General features: G+C 74.3%; 10 protein-coding genes. All 10 read right to left on the bottom strand.

Translation table 11 applies throughout. The features are described 5' to 3' along the window. Positions 1 to 26 precede the first annotated feature (26 nt). Complete coding sequence (locus WMF33_RS49935) at positions 27 to 4,085, bottom strand: kelch repeat-containing protein (protein ID WP_437335171.1); 4,059 nt, start codon at positions 4,083 to 4,085, stop codon at positions 27 to 29. Then, a complete protein-coding gene (locus WMF33_RS49930) occupies positions 4,085 to 6,370 on the bottom strand; it encodes a Kelch repeat-containing protein (protein WP_437335170.1) in 2,286 nt (761 codons plus the stop codon). The genes WMF33_RS49935 and WMF33_RS49930 overlap by 1 nt, the downstream gene beginning before the upstream one ends. Positions 6,371 to 6,436: 66 nt before the next feature. Beyond that, positions 6,437 to 8,710 (bottom strand): kelch repeat-containing protein, encoded by a 2,274-nt coding sequence (locus tag WMF33_RS49925; RefSeq protein ID WP_437335169.1) that lies wholly within the window; start codon positions 8,708 to 8,710, stop codon positions 6,437 to 6,439. Continuing rightward, the gene (locus WMF33_RS49920) at positions 8,710 to 11,016 is read right to left on the bottom strand and encodes a Kelch repeat-containing protein (protein WP_437335168.1); all 2,307 of its coding nucleotides are present in this window, start codon (positions 11,014 to 11,016) and stop codon (positions 8,710 to 8,712) included. Before WMF33_RS49920 ends, WMF33_RS49925 begins: the two co-directional genes overlap by 1 nt. A gap of 112 nt (positions 11,017 to 11,128) precedes the next feature. Further along, positions 11,129 to 12,550, bottom strand: a complete 1,422-nt coding sequence (locus tag WMF33_RS49915) for an SPFH domain-containing protein (protein WP_437335167.1) — start codon at positions 12,548 to 12,550, stop codon at positions 11,129 to 11,131. Between the two features lie 166 nt (positions 12,551 to 12,716). Then, a complete protein-coding gene (gene gspC, locus WMF33_RS49910) occupies positions 12,717 to 13,682 on the bottom strand; it encodes a type II secretion system protein GspC (protein WP_437335166.1) in 966 nt (321 codons plus the stop codon). 215 nt (positions 13,683 to 13,897) lie between these two features. Then, positions 13,898 to 15,466, bottom strand: coding sequence for a BNR repeat-containing protein (locus WMF33_RS49905; RefSeq protein ID WP_437335165.1), 1,569 nt, complete (start codon positions 15,464 to 15,466; stop codon positions 13,898 to 13,900). A gap of 59 nt (positions 15,467 to 15,525) precedes the next feature. Further along, positions 15,526 to 16,770: a molybdopterin molybdotransferase MoeA gene (locus WMF33_RS49900; protein ID WP_437335164.1), complete on the bottom strand. Its 1,245-nt coding sequence runs from the start codon at positions 16,768 to 16,770 to the stop codon at positions 15,526 to 15,528. 25 nt (positions 16,771 to 16,795) lie between these two features. Further along, a complete protein-coding gene (locus tag WMF33_RS49895) occupies positions 16,796 to 17,380 on the bottom strand; it encodes a Uma2 family endonuclease (protein ID WP_437335163.1) in 585 nt (194 codons plus the stop codon). Between the two features lie 84 nt (positions 17,381 to 17,464). Next, positions 17,465 to 19,423 carry a DUF2330 domain-containing protein gene (locus WMF33_RS49890; RefSeq protein ID WP_437335162.1) on the bottom strand — a complete coding sequence of 653 codons (1,959 nt, stop codon included), beginning with the start codon at positions 19,421 to 19,423 and terminating at the stop codon, positions 17,465 to 17,467. Between the last annotated feature and the right edge of the window lie 82 nt (positions 19,424 to 19,505).

The following is a 19,505-nucleotide window of genomic DNA, read 5'->3' as shown; positions in this document are numbered from 1 at the left end:
CAGCCAGACCGGCCCCCCACGCCACGTCAGAACGTGTAGCGCATCCCGATCTTGGGCGCGATCACGACCATCACCGTGCCGGCGAGCGACTCTTGCTCGAACCTGGCAAAGTACCCGCGATCGAGGTCGATCCGGCCGTAGGCGCCCTCCGGGGGGTTCGTCCATACGGGCTCCTTCAGCCGGACCAGGACCGCCGCCGCGAGGCCGGCCGTCACCGCGAGGTGATCCCCGAAGCGCAGGCCCCCGCGCACCTCCGGCGTCATCACGAAGAACCTGGCGGGGTCCTGCGCCACCGTGGGATCGAGGTGGAATTCCATGGCGCTGGCGGAGGTGAACGTGCCGGTGCGCTCGTCGCGCACGGTGCCGAGCAGGGCGCCGGCGCCGAGCCGGACCGAGAAGCGGTGGCGGTCGCCGAGCGACAGGCCGGCCCAGCCGCCCGCCAGGAAGCCGCGGAGCACGAGGGCGTCGTCGGCCGCGCCGGAGCTGTCCGGCAGGCTGTCCTGGATCTGCAGCGACATGCGCCGGGCGGCCACCGTCTGGTGCACCTGGAGGTAGCCGGTCGTCACGCCGAAGCCGAAGCCGGACCAGAGCTCGTAGCCGGCGTGGATCGCGCCGAGGCCGCCTGCGCCGACGCCCATCGAGCACGATCCCGTGCACTGGACCGCGGCGGCGCCGCCGAACGACGGCAGGAACGCCGGGCCCGCGTCGAGCTCGACGAGGAACCGCCCCGGAGGGCGCCCGAGCCGCACGCGCTCGAGCGGCACGGCGACGACCGTGCGCGCGCCGCGGGCGAGGACCACCTCGCGCTGCGCGGTGACGAAGCCGCCCGCGGCGACCTCGATCCGGTGCCGGCCGGGGCTCAGGCGCCCCTCCCAGATGCCGCTGCCGAGCGCCACGCCGTCGACGGTGACGCTCGCGCACACCGGCGTGGGCTCGATCCGGAGCGTCGCGCTCAGCTCCTCGGCGAAGAGGGCGAGGGGCGTCGTCTGCTTGAGCCGGATGATCACCGAGGCGGGCATGGTGCCGAGGTCGCCCGAGCCGCGCAGCACCACCGTGTGGTGGCCGGGCGAGAGCGGCCCCTCCCACGGCGTCTTGCCGACGGTGTAGCCGTCGACGAGCACGTCGAGCGCCTTGCCGTTCCGCTCGATGACGCGCAGGCGCCCCGACTCGACGAGCTTCTGGAGGCGCGACAGGATGCGGACCACCTGCCCTCCGGCGACGTCGACGCGGGTCTCGAACGGCTCGAAGCCGTCCTTGTAGACGCGGATCACGTGGCTCCCCGCGCCGACGCGCAGCGGCGCGGGCAGCGGGTAGTCGCCGCGGCGCTGGCCGTCGACCATGACCGAGGCGCCGATCTCGGCGTCTGCGACGTCGACGGTGCCCACCAGCCCGCGCAGGCGCACGACGGCCTGCTGCGCGGCGTTCCTGGTCTCCGGCGGCAGCCGCTGCGCGAAGTCGCCGAGCAGGGTCTCGAAGAGCGCGAGCGCCTCGTCGTAGCGGCGGAGCTGCTGGAGGCACAGCGCCGCGCTCGAGGTGGCGCTCCAGGTCGGATAGTCCTGCCGCGAGGCGAGGAACTCGGCGAGCGCGGCCTCCCAGGCGCCCTGGCGATACAGATCGAGGCCGCGCTCGAAGTGGGCGCGCGCCTCGGCGACGGGATTGGCGGCCGGCGGAGGCTCGACGGCGTCCGAGGGCGGCGCGGCGGCGGGCGGCGACGCCGGAGCCGCGGCGGGCGGCGGCGGGGCGGCGGGCGGCGGCGCCGGAGCCGCGGCGGCGGGCGGCGAGGCCGCAGGCGGCGCGGGGGAGGCCGGAGCCGCGGCCGGCTGGGCGAGCGCGGCGGCTTGCGCGAAGGCGGCGGCGAGCGCGACGAGCGTGCCGAGAGCGCTGGCGGCGCGGCGTCGACGGCGGCGCGCGACGCCGAGCGCGAGGAGCAGCGCACCGGCCGCGCACGCCGCGACGGGGGCGGCCCGGCCCGGCCCGGCGCTGCAGCCGGACGCGGCCTCCGGCGCGGGCGGCGCCGGGACGCAGTGGCCGCGCAGGTTGCAGACGTAGCCCGACAGGCAGTCATCCATCGAGACGCAGCTCTGCCTGCAGGCGCCGCTCTGTGGATCGCATCGGTAGGCGACGCAGGGCACGCTCACCTGCGCGGGGCACGACGAGGACGCCGTCGTGCACCGCACCGCCTCGAAGGTGTTGAGCTCGCCTTCGCACCTGGCCGGCGCGCAGATCGAGCCGGCCTTCTCCAGGCTGCCCGTCTCGCCGCAGCGCCCCTCGGTCCCCGGGGCGCCGCAGGTGCCGCAGGGACACGGCACGTCACAGCAGGTGCCGTCGACGCAGATATCGGGGGACAAGCAAGCGGTCGTCGCGGTGCACGCCTCCCCCCGGGACAGGCCGAACCGCTCCGTCTCGGCGAGCGTGATGTCAGAGTAACTCCCCCCTGCCACCAGCACCTCGCCGCTCGACAACACCGTGGCGGTGTGCCCGACGCGCGGGGAGCTCATGGAGGTCGTGAAGGCCCAGGAATCTGTCGCCGGGTCGTAACGCTCCGCGCTGCTCAGGTAGAAACCGCTGTCGTTCACTCCGCCCGCGAAGAGGAGCATGCCGTCGGGTAGCAGCGATGCGCTGTAGCCCGCCCGCCGGCGGTTCATCGGGCTCGTCAGCGTCCAGCTCCCGGTCTCCGGCTCGTATCGCTCCGCGCTCGCGATCCAGCCGCCCGTCACCAGGACCTCTCCATTCGGCAGTGACGTCATCGTGATACCGCTGCGCGCGTGGTTCATCGGCTCCTTCGTGAACTCCCACCGATTGGCCTCGGGGTCATACAGCTGCGCCGTGGCGTACGCGCCGGGAACGTAACGTCCGCCCGCCACGAGGACCTTGCCGTTCGAGAGCAGCGTTGCCTTGTGCCCAGCGCGCGGGTCGTCCATCGGAGCCATGAGCTCCCACCGGTCGAGCTCGGGGTCGTACAGCTCCACGCTGTCGGTAAAGAAGGTATTCTTGCCCCCGCCCGCCACGAGGACCTTTCCGCTCCGGAGCAGCGTGGCCGTGTGACCGGTGCGGGCGAGTTGCATCGGCGCCGCTTCGGTCCATGTGCCCGTCTCCGGCTGATAGCGCTCCGCGGTCTCGAGATCGACGTCGACAATGTCGTAGGCACTCTCCACGTCACCGCCCACGACGAGGACCTCGCCGCTCGAGAGCAGCGTCGCCGTGTGCCAGGCGCGCGCGTGCTTCATGCTCCCCGTGAAGCTCCAGGCGTCGGCCGCCGGGTCGTACAGCTCCGCGCTGTCGAACGTGGTGCTCGTCGCGTCGAGAGGGCCGTCGTCCCGCCCGCCCGCCACGAGGACGAGGCCGCTCGGCAACAGCGTCGCGGTATGGCCTTGCCGCGCGACGTTCATCGCGCCATGGGTCAGCACCCACGCCGGGTCCACGAGCACCGCCTCGCCGCCCGCGTCCACCGTGAGCTCGATGCGCGAGCCCCGCGCCCTGAGCGCCATCGCCACAGGCCGCCCCGAGAGCGCATGGGCCCGCGGCGCCGAGACCCGCAGCACCGCCGTCCCCCTCCCCTCCTCGACGAGCTCCACCGCCTCGCCGCGCTCGCGCAGCGTCGCCCCCTCCACCTCCCACGCCGCCACCGCCTCGCCGCCGCGCGCCACGCCCTCGTCGAGCAGCAGCCACTCCTCCACGCCGCGCTCGGTCGCCGACCAGAACGACGTCCCCCCGCTCCGCCGGTAGGCCACGGCCTGCTCCACCGCCATGCCCTCCCCCGCGGCCCCGAGCTCTCGCACCCGCACCTCCACCCCTGCCGGCGTGCGGATCCGGATCGGATCGCTGCCCTCGCGAGGCAGCACCACCTGCGGCCGCGAGGGTCTCCCGCTCACCTCCACCGAGCCCAGATGAAACCCCTCCCCGTCGCCGACGAACGCCTCGCGCGCCTCGAGCACCGCCGCGGACTGGTCCGGGAACTGGCGGCGCAGGGCCGCGGCGGACGCAGGCGGCTCCACCTCGCCGCTGCAGCCGGAGAGGCACGCGGCGGCCCAGAGCAGCAGGGGGAGGCGCGGCAGAACGCGCCTGAGGGAGCCGAACGGGGACATCAGGAGCCTCCCCGCCGCCGTGGGAATCGGCCCCGGAAGACCGAGGCGCTCCGCTGCGCGGCGGCGAGGAGCGCAAGGAGCGCGGCGCCGAGGCCGGCCCTGGAGGCGCTCGCCGCCGCGGTGGCCGGCCCGGCGCTACAACCCGGGCTCGCGGCGGGCGGAGGGAGCACGCAATGGCCGGAGAAGTCGCACACATGGCCCGGCGCGCAGTCCTCCCACGAGCTGCACTCGACCTTGCAGGTGCCGCTGACCTGATCGCAATCGTACGGCGCGCAATCCACGACCTCCCGGCCATCGCTGCTCGCGCCCGCGCAGCTGGCTCCATCGGCGGGGCAGAGGACCTGCGCCACGCTGTGCGTCTGGTCGCGGCACTGCGCCGGGGCGCACACGCCGTCCTTGGGCACGGCGAAGCAGGCGCCGAGCCCGTCGCACGATCCATCGCAGCCCTCGCGCGCACAGTCGCCGCGAGCATCCAAGCCCTTCGGCTGGAGCACGCAGCGGCCGAGCGACGTGGGCATGGCGCACGAGTGACAGGGCTCGGAGCACCGCGACTCGCAGCAGACGCCGTCGACGCAGGCGCCGCGCCCGCACTCGGCGTCCGACGCACACCGGAGTCCGACGATCGAATACCGCTCTGGGTACACGGATTCGCCGACCAGCAGCACATCGCCGCTCAGCAGCCGTGTCGCGGAGTGGTCGTCGTGCAAACCGTTCGTGGGCGCCGTCTCGGTCCAGGCGTCGGTCTCCGGGTCGTACAGCTCCACGCTCCTGTAGGACGCGCTGTCCGAGGAGGAGGGCTCACCCGCGACCAGGACCATGCCGTTCAGCAACGCCGTCGCGCTGGGCGAGGGGCGCCGTCCGACCATCGGGCCCGTGGGGGACCAGGTGCCGGCTGTGGGATTGTACCGCGCCGCTGCCAGCGTGCCCACGGCCAGGACCTCGCCGCTCGGCAGCGGCGCCATGACAAGGGCGTCCGAGGAGAACGAATTGCCTCCGGGCAGCGACCCCGTGGGCGTCCAGGTGTTGGTCGCCGGGTCGTACAGCTCCGCGCTCCTGAGCTCACCGCTGAGTCCCGATCCTCCCGCCACGAGGACCTTGCCGCTCGGCCGCAAGAGCGCCGCAGCGTGGGCTTCGCGAGCGTCGTTCATCGGCGCCGCGGAGGTCCACGTGTCGGTCCTCGGGTCGTACAGCTCCGCGCTGGAGAGAGCCCAGCTTCCCGTCGCTCCGCCCGCCACGAGGACCTTGCCATCCGGCAGCAGCGTCGCGGTGTGCTCAGTCCGCGGCGTGACCATGGATGCTCCGGGCTTCCAGGTGCCGGCCTCCGGGTCGTAGAGCTCCACGGTGTCGACGGGCGCGTCCCCGGAGAGGTTGTTCTGCCCCCCGAGCACGAGGACCTCGCCGCTCTCCAGCAGCGTCGCGGTGTGACGGTAGCGCCCTGCGAGCATCTGGCCCACGAGGCTCCAGGTGTCGTCTGTCGGGTCGTACAGATCCGCGTCGGCGAGCTCCTCGGGCCAGTCGCTACCGCCCGCCACAAGGACCTTGCCGCTCTGCAACAGCGTCGCGGTGTGATCTCGCCTGAGCGCGATGTTGCTGCGCCCCGCCGGCTCCCACGCGGGATCCACGAGCGCCGCCTCGCCGCCCGCGTCGCCAGCGTCGATCGACAGCTCGATCCGCGCCCCCCGCACCCGGAGCGCCACGGTCATGCGCCGCCCCGTGGCCGCATAGGCGCGCGGCGCCGTCACGCGCAGCACCGGCGCGCCGCGCGCCTCGTCCACGAGCTCCACCGCCGCGCCGCGCTCGCGCAGCAGCGCCCCTTCCACCTCCCACGCCGCCACCACCTCGCCCGCGCGCGCGACGCCCTCCTCGAGCAGCAGCCACTCCTCCACGCCGCGCTCGGTCGCGGACCAGAACGACGTCCCGCCCGCGCGCCGGTAGCTCACCGCGCGCTCCGCCATCGCGCCCTCGCCCTCGGCGCCGAGCTCCCTCACCCGGATCTCGCCGCCATCCGCGAACCGGAACCGGATCGCGCCGCTCCCGTCGCGGGGCAGCTCCACCTCCGGCCGCGCAGCCCGCATCCAGGCCCCGCCGGGCTCGGTCGCCGCCAGCCGGAACCCGTCCGCCGCCGGCGCGAACGCCTCGCGCGCCGACAGCACGGCGTCCGCATGCGCCGGGAAGCGCAGGCGCAGCCCGGCGGCCGCCGCGATGTCGTCGGGCTCTGCCCCGCAGCCGCCGACGAGCAGCGCGGCCGCGAGCAGGGGGGATGGCGTCGGAAGCGATCGTCTCAAGGAAGCGGGTGTTGCCGGCACGGCGCGTCTCGTGGCGCCGAGTAGAGCAGCGTTGCCCCGGCCCGCCTAGCCTCCCGGCTGCGACGGCGTCATGCGCGCTCGCGCCGTCGCCGCGGCGGACCTCCCGGGGCGGCGTCGCCGACGGCGCGCGACGCCGAGCGCGAGGAGCAGCGCGCCGGCCGCGCACGCCGCGACGGGGGCGGCCCGGCCCGGCCCGGCGCTGCAGCCGGACGCGGCCTCCGGCGCGGGCGGCGCCGGGACGCAGTGGCCGCGCAGGTTGCAGACGTAGCCCGACAGGCAGTCATCCATCGAGACGCAGCTCTGCCTGCAGGCGCCGCTCTGTGGATCGCATCGGTAGGCGACGCAGGGCACGCTCACCTGCGCGGGGCACGACGAGGACGCCGTCGTGCACCGCACCGCCTCGAAGGTGTTGAGCTCGTCGGCGCACCTGGCCGGCGCGCAGATCGAGCCGGCCTTCTCCGGACTACCTGTCTCGCCGCAGCGCCCCTCGGTCCCCGGGGCGCCGCAGGTGCCGCAGGGACACGGCACGTCACAGCAGGTGCCGTCGACGCAGATATCGGGGGACAAGCAAGCGGTCGCTGAGGTGCACGCCTCCCCCCGGGCCAGGCCGAACCGCTCCGTCTCGGCGAGCGTGATGTCAGAGTAATTCCCCCCTGCCACCAGCACCTGGCCGCTCGACAACCGCGTGGCGGTGTGCCCGACGCGCGGGGAGCTCATGGGGGTCGTGACGGTCCAGGTATTGGCTGCCGGGTCGTACCGCTCCGCGCTGCTCAGGTAGAACAAGTTGTCGGTCAATCCGCCCGCGAAGAGGACCATGCCGTCGGGTAGCAGCGATGCGGTGTAGCTCACCCGCCCGCGGTTCATCGGGCTCGTCAGCCTCCAGCGCCCGGTCCCCGGATCGTACCGCTCCGCGCTCGCGATCCAGGTGCCGTCACGATGCCGTCCGCCCGCCACCAGGACCTCTCCATTCAGCAGCGGCGTCATCGTGAGGCCGCTGCGCGCGTAGTTCATCGGCTCCTTCGTGAACTCCCACCGATCGGTCTCGGGGTCGTACAGCTGCGCCGTGGCGTACGCGCCGGGAACGTAAGATCCGCCCGCCACGAGGACCTTGCCGTTCGAGAGCAGCGTCGCCTCGTGCCCAGCGCGCGGGTCGTCCATCGGAGCCATGAGCTCCCACCGGTTGGACGCGGGGTCGTACAGCTCCACGCTGTCCATGAAGAAGGCGTTCTGGCCCCCGCCCGCCACGAGGACCTTACCGCTCGGGAGCAGCGTCGCCGTGTGATTGACGCGGTCGAGATGCATCGGCGCCGCGTCGGTCCATCTGCCCGTCTCCGGATGATACAGCTCCGCGGTCTCGAGCATGCGGTCAACATCTTGGGGATTCCTCAGCACACCACCCGCCACGAGGACCTCACCGCTCGAGAGCAGCGTCGCCGTATGCCCTGTGCGCCCGTGCTTCATGCTCCCCGTGAAGCTCCAGGCGTCGGCCGCCGGGTCGTACAGCTCCGCGCTGTCGAACGTGACGACCGTCCCGTCGAGAAGGTCGTCCTCGAAGCCGCCCGCCACGAGGACGAAGCCGCTCCGCAACAGCGTCGCGGTATGACCTTTCCGCGCGACGTTCAGCGCGCCATGGGTCAGCACCCACGCCGGGTCCACGAGCACCGCCTCGCCGCCCGCGTCCACCGTGAGCTCGATGCGCGAGCCCCGCGCCTTGAGCGCCACGGCCACAGGCCGCCCCGACAGCGCATGGGCCCGCGGCGCCGAGACCCGCAGCACCGCCGTCCCCCTCCCCTCCTCGACGAGCTCCACCGCCTCGCCGCGCTCGCGCAGCGTCGCCCCCTCCACCTCCCACGCCGCCACCGCCTCGCCGCCGCGCGCCACGCCCTCGTCGAGCAGCAGCCACTCCTCCACGCCGCGCTCGGTCGCCGACCAGAACGACGTCCCCCCGCTCCGCCGGTAGGCCACGGCCTGCTCCACCGCCATGCCCTCCCCCGCGGCCCCGAGCTCTCGCACCCGCACCTCGACCCCGGCCGGCGTGCGCATCCGGATCGGATCGCTGCCCTCGCGAGGCAGCACCACGTGCGGCCGCGCCGGCGTCCCGCTCACCTCGGCCGAGCCCAGATGAAACCCCTCCCCGTCGCCGACGAACGCCTCGCGCGCCTCGAGCACGGCCGCGGACTGGTCCGGGAACTGGCGGCGCAGGGCCGCGGCGGACGCAGGCGGCTCCACCTCGCCGCTGCAGCCGGAGAGGCACGCGGCGGCCCAGAGCAGCAGGGGGAGGCGCGGCAGAACGCGCCTGAGGGAGCCGCGCGGGGACATCAGGAGTCCTTCCGCAGCCGTGGGAATCGGCCCCGGAAGACCGAGGCGCTCCGCTGCGCGATGGCGAGGAGCGCAAGGAGCGCGGCGCCGAGGCCGGCCCTGGGGCCGCCCACCGCCGCGGTGGCTGGCCCGGCGCTACACCCCCGAACCTCGACGGGCGGAGCGGGCACGCAATGGCCGGAGAAGTCGCATGCATGGCCCGGCGCGCAGTCCTGGTACGAGCTGCACTCGACCTTGCAGGTGCCGCTGACCTGATCGCAACCGTACGGCGCGCAGTCCACGACCTCCCGGGCATCGCTGCTCGCGCCCGCGCAGCTGGCTCCGTCGGCGGGGCAGAGGACCTGCGCCATGCTGTGCGTCCGGTCGCGGCACTGCGCCGGGGCGCACACGCCGCCCTCGGGCACGGCGAAGCAGGCGCCGAGCCCGTCGCACGATCCATCGCAGCCCTCGCGCGCACAGTCGCCGCGAGCATCCAAGCCCTTCGGCTGGAGCACGCAGCGGCCGAGCGACGAGGGCATGGCGCACGTGTGACAGGGCTCGGAGCACCGCGATTCGCAGCAGACGCCGTCGACGCAGGCGCCGCGCCCGCACTCGGCGTCCGACGCACACCGGAGTCCGACGATCGAATACCGCTCCGCGTACTCGAAATCGCCGACCAGCAGCACATCGCCGCTCAGCAGCCGTGTCGCGGAGTGGTAGCCGTGCGAACCGTTCGTGGGCGCCGTCTGGCTCCAGGAGTCGTCGGTCGGGTCGTACAGCTCCACGCTCCTGAGGGACGCGTTGCCCGTGGCGGCGTAGGGCTCACCCGCGACCAGGACCATGCCGTTGTGCAACGTCGTCGCGCTGGGCGATTGGCGCAGCCCGAACATCGGGCCCGTGGCAGACCAGGCGCCGGCTGTCGGATCGTACCGCGCCGCTCGCCGCGTGCCCACGGCCACGACCTCGCCGCTCGGCAGCGGCGCCATGACGACGGGGAACCAACCGCTTCCGGGCAGCGCCCCCGTGGTCGTCCAGGTGTCGGTCTCCGGGTCGTACAGCTCCGCGCTCCTGAGCTCACCGCTGAGTCCCCATCCTCCCGCCACGAGGATCTTGCCGCTCGGCCGCAAGAGCGCCGCGCCGTGTTCCAGGCGAGCGTCGTTCATCGGCGCCGCGGAGGTCCACGTGTCGGTCCTCGGGTCGTACAGCTCCGCGCTGGAAAGGGTGCGGACTCCCGCCATTCCGCCCGTCACGAGGACCTCGCCATCCGGCAGCAGCGTCGCGGTGTGATAAGCCCGCGACGTGGCCATGGATGCTCTCGGCGTCCAGGTGTCGGTCTCGGGATCGTACACCTCCACGGTGTCGACGGGCTCCACCGCGGGGGCGTTGATGTTGTCGCGCTGCCCCCCGAGCACAAGGACCTCGCCGCTCTCCAGCCACGTCGCGGTGTGATTGTAGCGCGCTACGAGCATCGTCTGGCTCACGGGGCTCCAGGTGTCGTCTGCCGGGTCGTACAGCTCCGCGCTGGCGACAGCTTCGAGCGGGGCGATACCGCCCGCCACGAGGACCTTGCCGCTCTGCAACAGCAGCGTCGCGGTGTGATCTCGCCTGAGCTCGACGATTCTTCGCCCCGCCGGCTCCCAGACCGGATCGACGAGCACCGCCTCGCCGCCCGCGTCGCCCGCGTCGCCCACGTCGATCGACACCTCCACGCGCGCCCCCCGCGCCCGCAGCGCCACCGCCACGGGCCGCCCCGAGGCCGCGTACGCGCGCGGCGCCGTCACGCGCAGCACCGGCGCGCCGCGCGCCTCGTCCACGAGCTCCACCGCCGCGCCGCGCTCGCGCAGCAGCGCCCCCTCCACCTCCCACGCCGCCACCACCTCGCCCGCGCGCGCGACCCCCTCCTCGAGCAGCAGCCACTCCTCCACGCCCCCGTCGGTCGCCGTCCAGAACGACGTCCCACCCGCGCGCCGGTAGCTCACCGCGCGCTCCGCCATCGCGCCCTCGCCCTCGGCGCCGAGCTCCCTCACCCGGATCTCGCCGCCGTCCGCGAACCGGAACCGGATCGCGCCGCTCCCGTCGCGGGGCAGCTCCACCTCCGGCCGCGCAGCCCGCATCCAGGCCCCGCCGGGCTCGGTCGCCGCCAGCCGGAACCCGCCTTCCGCCGGGGCGAACGCCTCGCGCGCCGACAGCACGACGTCCGCGTGCTCCGGGAAGCGCAGGCGCAGCGCCGCGGCGGACGTGTCCTCCGGCTCCGCGCCGCAGCCGCCGAGGAGCAGCGCGGCCGCGAGCAGGGGGGACGGCGTCGGGAGCGATCGCCTCGATGTCAAGGATGGTGCTGGCACGTCGCGTCTCGCCGCGCCGAGTAGAGCAGCCTTGCCCCGGCCCGCCTAGCCTCCCGCTGCGACGGCGTCGTGCGCGCTCGCGTCGCCGCGGCGAGCCTCAAGGCCGGCCGTCGCCGCGCGCGCCCTCCGCGGGCGGCTCCGCCTTCTGCGCCCGCGCCGGGGGCCCCTCGAGCCCCGCCGCGCGGGCCAGCCCCATCACCCCCTCCACGGCGGCCGCGATGTATCCGAACGGGTTCGCCCCGTCGACCGCCGTGACGTGCACCTCGCCCATCCGCTGCTGGAACGCGGCCGCGAGCGCCGGCATCTGCTGCGCCACCGTCAGCCGGATGATCTCGGGGGACACGGCGTTCTCGATCTCGCGGAGCGCCCGCGCGCGCCCGAGCTCGAGCTCCTGCGCGAGCCGCGCCTTCCTCGCCTCGATCTCGGCGATGGCGAGCTCGGCCTCGGCCACGAGCCGCCGCGCGTCCGCGATCGCCGCGCGCTGCCGGAGCAGGTCGATCTCGTGGGCGCCCGCGGCCATCTTCGCCGCGTGGCGCGCGGCCGCGGCCTCCGCCTCGAGCGCGGTCTTCTCGATCTCGGCCCGCGCCGAGCGCGCCGCGATCTGCTGCTCGTGCGCGAGGCGCGCCTCCTCGATCCGCGCCTCGGAGGCGATCTCCTCGAGGCGCGCCTTCTCGCTGGTCTCCTGGCGGCGCGTGCGCAGCTCGACCTCGGCGGCGAGCTTCGTCAGCTCGATCGCCCGCTGCGCCTCGGCCTCGCCCTGCTGGACGGCGCGCTCGGTGAGCAGCGACGCCTCGCGGGCCATCCGCTCCTGCTCCTTTCGGTAGCGCGCCTGCAGGTTGCCGAAGACCGCCGGCGAGAGGATGCGCACGTCCTGGATCTCGATGGAGTCGACGAGGACGCCCCACCCCTTGTCGGTCGTGTCGTCGGCGCTGCCGCGCCCCGAGACGACCGGCACGATCTCCCGCATCAGCTCTCCGGCGATCCCTTCTTTCCGCCGCGTCAGGCACTCCTCGACCGACAGGTTCGCGATCAGCCGGCGCGCGGCGCCCGCGAACATGTCGACGAGCAGCGCCTCGAGCTTCTCCTGCGCGCGCTCCGGGAACGAGAAGTTCAGCATCCGGAAGGCGACGAGCGGGTCCGCGATGCGGTAGACGGCGAGCCCTGTGACCTCCACGCCCACCTTCTCGAGGGTGACCTGGTCGGCCGTGAACTGGAGCTTCTGGATCGTGGTCGGCACGACCGCGACGCTGTCGCCGGGGAGCTTGAAGCACGAGGCGCCCTGTCCCGAGGTGGGCCGCAGGTGGCCTCGCCGCATGTGAATCAGGTACTCGCTCGGCTTCGCGCTGATGCGCCCCCACCTCTTGAGCTTCTCCGGATCTTCGGCCGGCTTGCCGGCGCGCCAGCCCTGCTCGTATCGCTCGCGGCCGGCCGCCCCGGCCCCGCGGTCGCCCGCGTGGACGATGGCACCCGCGCTGCCCTCGTCGCTCGTGATGACCCTGCGTCGATCGATGTGCGTCATGGCCTCTCCCTCGTGAGGACGGGCTTCGCAGGAACCGGGCCAGACGGGAGATAGGGGAAATGGGGCGCTGCGCCGCCGCCTCGCGCGCCGCCGCGATCCGCGATGGAGCGCGCGCCGCTCCAGAATGGAGCGCCGCGGCCCGTCGCGGCCGCGGGGGCGGCTCGCGTCAGCGGATGTTGACCCTGAGCCTCACCGGGCGGCCGTCGCGCTCGACGACGACGGACAGGCTCTTGTCGGAGCGCATGCGCGTGTAGGCCATCATCGCCTTCTGCGGGTCGGTGAGGTCGATGCTGTTGATCGATTTCACGAGATCGCCGCTCTGCAGCCCGAGCGACTCGAGCACCGAGCCCGGCTTGATCATCATCTTCAGTCCGACCACCTGGTTGTCCCGCATCTCCGGGATCGCCGCCGACGTGGTCGTCACGATCTCGGGCTGCTCGAAGATCTTCTCGGCGGCGGATCGATCGATGTCGATCTCGGTGTCGCTCACGCGCTTCATGCGCGAGGCGATCTCGGGCGGGACGTCGCTCCTGCCGGACGCGCGCGACGGGGTCGCGCGGGGCGGATCCGGCGCCCTGGGCTGCGGCTCGGCCGCCTTCTTGCCGTCGTTGTCGCTCTTCTTGCCGAGCTGCATCTGGCAGCGCGCGCCGCCCGACGTCATCCACACCCGATCCCAGGCGATGTGCTCGACCTTCCGGCCGCCGATCTCCCCCCCGCGCCGCCCGAGGGCCGTGCGTCCGCCTTCCGCCTCGACGGCGGCGAACGACCATTCCGGGTCCTCGGACACCGCGATGAGCACGACGCGGCCCGTATCGCACGGCGGCGCGAGGTAGGGATCGCGCTGAGAGAGATCCGCCTGGCCGGCGGTCGCCGCGCTCGGCCGAGGCACGAGCGGCCCTGTCGTGGAGTCGAACGGATTGCGCTCCAGGATGGGCGCCGCGCTCGTCGCGCGGTCGTCGGCGGGCGGCGCCGGGGCGGGCGCTCGCTCCGGGAGCGCGGGAGGGGCGCCGTCCCGCGCGATCTGATGGGCGATGAGCTGAGCGACCCCGGAGGCCTGATAATACGCGGAGACCGCGACCATGCCTCCCACGATGAATGCGAATCCGCGCTTGACGAACGCGTCGGGGCTCATTGGTAACGCTCCTCGTGGCGGGAGCGCGCCGGGGCTCGCGGCGCGCGTGTCCCTTGCCGCCGCGGAGGTCGCGGCAGTGCACGCCCTCGCCACCGGCAAGACCGCGCGTCAGGGCGAGCACCGAGCGTGCCCGCGCGCGGGTCATCGCCGCGGTCCGGGCGGGATCTGGCCCGGACAGGCGCGCGCTCAGCGGGGAGGAGCGCTGTTCGCGCGGCTCACTTCACGGAGTACTCGAGGCCCCAGATATTCACGGATCCCCGTTCGGGATAGTACACGGTGAGCTCGTCCGAGGCCTCGAGGCGGGCGGCGTCGATCAGGGGATCGGAGAAGAATCGGCCCGCGTCGGAGGCGTCGAGGAGCGTCCAGGTCGCATAGCCGTCGCTCGGCGAGGCGCCGGCGATGCGGAGATCGGGGAGGATCGCGTAGACGTTCTCGGTGGAGGAGATCGCGAGCTTTCCCCGGAAGTTCTCGATCGCGCGCAGGCCGAGCCCGTGGCGCGTCCAGGTTCCCTCCGGATCCCGGACGTAATGGAAGAACTCGCTGCGCGCCCGTGCGTTCGTGAAATTCGCGTCGTCGGCCTCGGCGTCGGGCAGGTGCGAGAGCAGCACGTGGACCCGGCCGCTCTCGTCGACGGTCATGTGCTCCTGGTTGATGAGCCCTCGGTCTTGGCCGATGGCCCACACGGAGAGGCCCGCCGTGCTCCGGGTGACGAAGGCGGCGCCGGTGGTCGCGACCTTTTCCCCTGCGTTGTTGTGCCAGGTGCGCCCGTGATCGTCGCTGTAGACGTAGAGGAGATCGTGGTTCGTTGTCGCGTTCGGCGTGTCTCGCCAGCACCAGGCCGCGTGGAGGCGCGCGCCGCCGCGCGTGTACGCCAGCCCGTGCAGGTAGGCGTTCATGCTGGCGTCCGTGCCCTCGATGTACTCGCCGAGCGCGCTCCAGGCGTGCGCCGTCGTGTCGTACTCCCACAGGTGCTCGTCGCCGCTGCCGCTCTCGCCGATCCGGGCGCTCAAGAGGAGCTTGTCGCCGCCGGGCTCGGTGACGAACCGCGGGTAGGTGACGAGGGTCACGGCGGTCGAGCCGACGAGCGCGCTCGAGACGGCGCCGAAGCTCGCGGCGGCCCAGGCGGTGCCCTCCGGGTCGGTCAAGAGGCCGGTGACCGAGCGGCGGTAGTGGAGCGTGCTGCCGTGGTGATCGAAGGCGAGGTGGAGCGTGCCGTCGCCGGGCGCGATCCCGAGAGAGATGGTGTTGTGGGCGTCGTCGGCGCTGAGCCGGTAGTCCTTGAAATCGAACTTCTGCCATCCCCCGGCGGCGCCGCCCGGGCGGGCGGGCAGCTGCCGTCGCGCGAGGACGACATTGCGATTGGTGTTCCAGAAGGCCGTGTATTGATAACCGCCGAACGAGACGATCGCGTCTTGCTGGAAGGATTCGCCGTTGAGGTAACCACCGTACGACACCACGGTGAGGCCCGACTCGGCGAGCTTGCCCTCGGCGTGCTTGACGATCCCGGGCGCGACGGCCTCCGCGCCGCCGCTGCCGGAGGTCGCGCCGCTCGCCGTCGCGCCGCTCGCCGTCGCGCCGCTCGCCGTCGCGCCGCCGCCCGCGCCGGTGGCTTCGGGGCTGGTCGCTCCCGTCCCGCCGCCGCCGAGGTTCGCGCCGCCTCCGCCCGCGCCCCCGCCTGAGGCGGAGCCTCCGGGGGTCGAATCGCGCTCGCCGTCGCCGCAGCTCGCCAGGCAACCTGCCGAGACGAGGACGAGCAGGAGGGAGGAGGGAAAGCGAAGGATCATGGGTGTTGCCCGAGGGTACTGCCGTTCCGCGGCGGCACCAAGCGCGGCCCCGCCTCGCCTCACGCGTCGTAGAGCAGCACCTCGACCTCGGCGCCCTCTCCCACCGCCGCGTCCTCGGCGCGCACGATGACCACGCCGTCCGCGCGCGTGGTCGACGACAGGATCGACGCGCCGCTCGTCGCGATCGGAAACACCCGGTCTCCCTCGACGCGCACCCGCACGTAATCGACGCGCCCCGGCAGCGAGGCGATCTCGCGCGCCACCACGCACCGCCGCCGCCGGTGCGGCCACGCGCGCGGCAGGCCGCCCAGGGCGCGGATCGAGGGGCCCGCGAAGAACTCGTAGGCGCACAGGCACGACACCGGGTTTCCCGGCAGCAGGAACACCGGCCGCTCACCCGCCAGAAACCCGAACCCCGCGGGCTTCGCCGGGCGCATCGCGACGCCGTGGACCGCCACCTCGCCGAGCTCCGCGAGCACGAGCGGCGCATGGTCCTCCGAGCCGACCGACGACCCGCCCGAGACCAGCACCACGTCCTCGCCAGCCGCCGCGAGGGCGCTCCGGACCGCCTCGCGCCGGTCGGGGACATACGCGACCTCCACGTCCTCGACGCCGTCGCGGCGCGCGAGCGCCGACAGCACCAGGCTGTTCGCGTCGACGATGCACGCCCCGCTCGGCGCGCTCCCCGGCGGCAGGAGCTCGTCGCCCGTGATCAGGATCCGCACCGACGGCCGCCGCACCGCGCGCACCTCGGCGACCCCGGTCGACGCGAGCACGCCGACGTCCTGCGGCCGCAGCCGGCGCCCGGCCGGCACGACCTCCGCGCCCTCGATCACGTCCTCGCCGATCGACGCGACGTGCTTGCCCGCCGGCACCGGCGCGCGCACCCGCAGCACCGCCGCCCCGGCCGGGCCCGCGGCCTCCTCCGCGTGCTCCGCCATGAGCACCGCGTCCGCCCCCTCGGGCACCGGGGCGCCGGTCGTGATCCGCACGGCCTCGCCCAGGCGGATCGCCCCCGCGTGAGGCCGCCCGGGGAACGACGCGCCCACGAGCGCGAGATCGACCGGCGCGCCGGCGGTCGCGCCGGAGGTCGCCTCGCCGGCGAGCGCGTACCCGTCCATGGCCGCGCGCGCGAAGTGCGGCACGCTCGCCCGGGCGAGCACGCGCTCGGCCGTGACCCGCCCCGCCGCCCGGGCGATCGGCACCGGCTCGTCGCCGAGCCGCCGGATCCGCTGCCCGAGCACCTCGAGCGCCCGCTCGACCGTCGTCTGCTCGCGGAAACCTCGCATCCGGACGTCGCGCATCGGGGCTCCGTGGACCGTCGGCCCCTCAGCCGGCGGCGGAGGTCTCGAGCGCGCCGCGATAGACCTCGTCGACGTCGAGCACGCCGTCGATCGACGCGAGCCTCGCGCGCTCGCCGGGCCCGGCCTCGTAGAGCGTCCACGAGCCGTCCTCGTTGCGCCGGAAGACCTCGATCCGCGGGTGCGCCTGCGAGACGAGGACGTACTCCTTGAGCGAGGGGATGCGGCGGTAGTGCGCGAACTTCTCCCCCCGATCGTACGCCTCGGTGGAGTCCGACAGCACCTCGACAAGCACCAGCGGGTTGACGACCGCGTGCTCGTCTTCGGGGTCGTGCGCCAGCTTGCCGCAGACGACGCTCACGTCCGGGTACGTCGCGAGGCCCGTCGCGAGGACGCGCACGCGGAGGTCGGACGAGAACACCGCGCAGGTTCGCTGGCGGAGCGCGGCGCGAAGCTCCGCCGTGACGTTCGCCCCGAGCCGCGCGTGCTCCGGCGTGCCGCCGGCCATGTCGAAGATCTCGCCGCCGAGGTACTCGTGCTTGGTCGGGCTCGCCCGCTCCTGCTCGAGGTACTCGGCGTAGGTGAAGGAGAGCTTGCGGGCGGGTGCGTTCACGTTCGTGGCCTCCCGCGGGAGTATGGCACGGGAAGCCCCCCTCCGGTGCCGCCCGCGCCCGCCGCGGCGCGGCCCGCCCGATCCCTACCGCCGGCCGCCCCTCCGCGGCCGGCTCGCGCGCCGGAGCGGCGCGATCAGCGCGAACACCCCGAGCGCCATGACCGACAGCTTCGGCCCCCGCTTCTTCCGGGCGCCCGACTGCCGCTCGCCCGCGATCGAGCAGTCCTCCGACTCGGCGGAGTCGTCGGAGCCCCCGCTGCAGCCGTCGTCTTCCGCGTAATACTCGTCCTCGGACTCGTCGCTCGTATCGCCGCTGCAGCCGTCGTCCTCCGCGTAATACTCATCCTCGGACTCGTCGCTCGTGTCCCCGCTGCAGCCGTCGTCCTCCGCGTAGTACTCGTCCTCGGACCCGGTCTCGCTCGTATCGCCGCTGCAGCCGTCGTCCTCCGCGTAGTACTCGTCCTCGGATCCCGTCTCGCTCGTGTCCCCGCTGCAGCCGTCGTCCTCGTACTCCCCCGCGTAATATTCGTCCTCGTCCTGCGGCTCGGGGTCGTCCACGACGACCGTATCGGCGGTGCCGGCGCAGCCGCAGCCCATGTCCGCGGCCGGCTCGTCGTCGTAGTAGTAATCCGGGTCATCCACGCCCGACGGCCCGCCGGTCGTGCTCGATGCGCCGGCGCTCGGCCCGCCGCCGAGGCCCCCGGGCCCGCCCACGCCCGACGATCCGCCGGGATCGCCGCCCGCGCCGCCGCCGCCGGTCTCGGTGGAGCACGCGTCCAGGCGCACGGCGCCGGCCCTCGCGACCGGCGAGACCGACGCGCCGGCGCCGAACGTCAGCGGCCAGTCCGCGCCGGACTGCCCGGCCGCGAGCCGCAGCGCTACGCGGGTGAGCCACACCGACGACGGCGCGAGCCCGGAGAGCCCGACCGCGAGATCGTCGGCGATCGGACCGCACCGCAGGAGGTCGGGATCCGTCTCGTCCCTGCGGGGCGACTCCGCGCAGTCGAGCGCGCCGTCGACCACGCCGAGCGCGGCGCGCGGGCAGCTCGCGGCGACCGCGAGGCCCGACTCCAGCGCGGCCGCGGCCACGGCGGCGCACGCCCCCGGGCCGTCGCCGGCGTCGCCGTACGCGCCCGCGCGCGCGAAATAGGCCGCGACCACGCTGTCCACGCTGTCGCTGCCGAGGGCGATGCGGCGGCTCAGCGCCTCGTGCCCCGCGGCCTCGACGAGCGCCCCGTCGAGCCCCGCCTGGCCGAGGGCCTCGGCGCGCAGCGCCTCGTAATCGCTGCGCTGCGCGCCCGCGTCCCAGCTCAGCGAGGCCGGCGGCAGCGTCACCGGCGTCGCGCCCGTCAGCGCGCCCCGGCCGTCGCCGAGGAGCCACGCGGTCACGCGCACGTCGCCCGCGCCCGCCCTGGCCAGCGACAGCGGCAGGCGCGCCTCCCCGCCGCCCGTGACGACGCGCAGCGTCCGCGTCACCGCCGGCCCGCCGGGCGCCTCGAACCGCGCCGCCGCGAAGCGCATCCCCTGCAGCGCGCCGAGCTGCGCGGCCGTCTCGGAGGAGAGCGCGAGCCCCGCCGACTCGGCCCAGCGCGCGACCGCGCCCGCGTCCTCGAGCACCGCCACCTCGATCGGCTCGAGCGTCGGCTCGTGCGCGAGCTGCCCGACGGTCTCGAACGGGCCCGGCGGGCCCTCGTCCCCCGGGCAGTAGGGGGCGGCGCCCTCGGGCGGGAGCACGCGCGGCGCGGTCGCCGCCTCGAGCGCCTCGAACCACGCGTCCGAGCTCGCGTCGAGCGCCGCGAGCGGCGGCACCGGCACGACGACCGCCACCGGCCCGCGCGCGCCGTCGAACCGCAGGCTCGTCCAGAGCGTCGTGCGCTCCGGCCCCGCCGCGACGGCGACGCGCTGCTCGACGGACGCCTGTCCGGCGCCGGGCAGCCACGCCCCCGCGGCGAGGGCGTCGGCAGAAAAAGAGAAGAGGACCGCAGCAGGAACGACAAGCGCAAGCGACCGTCGGGGCATGCGAGGCCAATTGGCAAGCAGCATGCCCTCGATCCTACGCGGCCTTCGAGCCCGACTTCCACGCTGCCGCGTCCGGATGAGAACCGCGGTTCACGACGCTCCGTCA

Origin of the sequence: Sorangium sp. So ce394 (genome assembly GCF_051474665.1) — a bacterium.
In the GTDB taxonomy this organism is placed as follows: Bacteria; Myxococcota_A; Polyangia; order Polyangiales; family Polyangiaceae; genus Sorangium; species Sorangium cellulosum_D.
The sequence above is the reverse complement of the archived record's forward strand: the minus strand, read 5'-3'. Positions and strand labels throughout refer to the sequence as shown.

Excerpts from the sequence above, each read along its gene's own strand:
- WMF33_RS49935 (WP_437335171.1), bottom strand. The coding sequence starts at position 4,085 with ATGTCCCCGTTCGGCTCCCTCAGGCGCGTTCTGCCGCGCCTCCCCCTG.
- WMF33_RS49925 (WP_437335169.1), bottom strand. The coding sequence starts at position 8,710 with ATGTCCCCGCGCGGCTCCCTCAGGCGCGTTCTGCCGCGCCTCCCCCTG.
- WMF33_RS49915 (WP_437335167.1), bottom strand. The coding sequence starts at position 12,550 with ATGACGCACATCGATCGACGCAGGGTCATCACGAGCGACGAGGGCAGC.
- gspC (WP_437335166.1), bottom strand. The coding sequence starts at position 13,682 with ATGAGCCCCGACGCGTTCGTCAAGCGCGGATTCGCATTCATCGTGGGA.
- WMF33_RS49905 (WP_437335165.1), bottom strand. The coding sequence starts at position 15,466 with ATGATCCTTCGCTTTCCCTCCTCCCTCCTGCTCGTCCTCGTCTCGGCA.
- WMF33_RS49900 (WP_437335164.1), bottom strand. The coding sequence starts at position 16,770 with ATGCGCGACGTCCGGATGCGAGGTTTCCGCGAGCAGACGACGGTCGAG.
- WMF33_RS49890 (WP_437335162.1), bottom strand. The coding sequence starts at position 19,423 with ATGCTGCTTGCCAATTGGCCTCGCATGCCCCGACGGTCGCTTGCGCTT.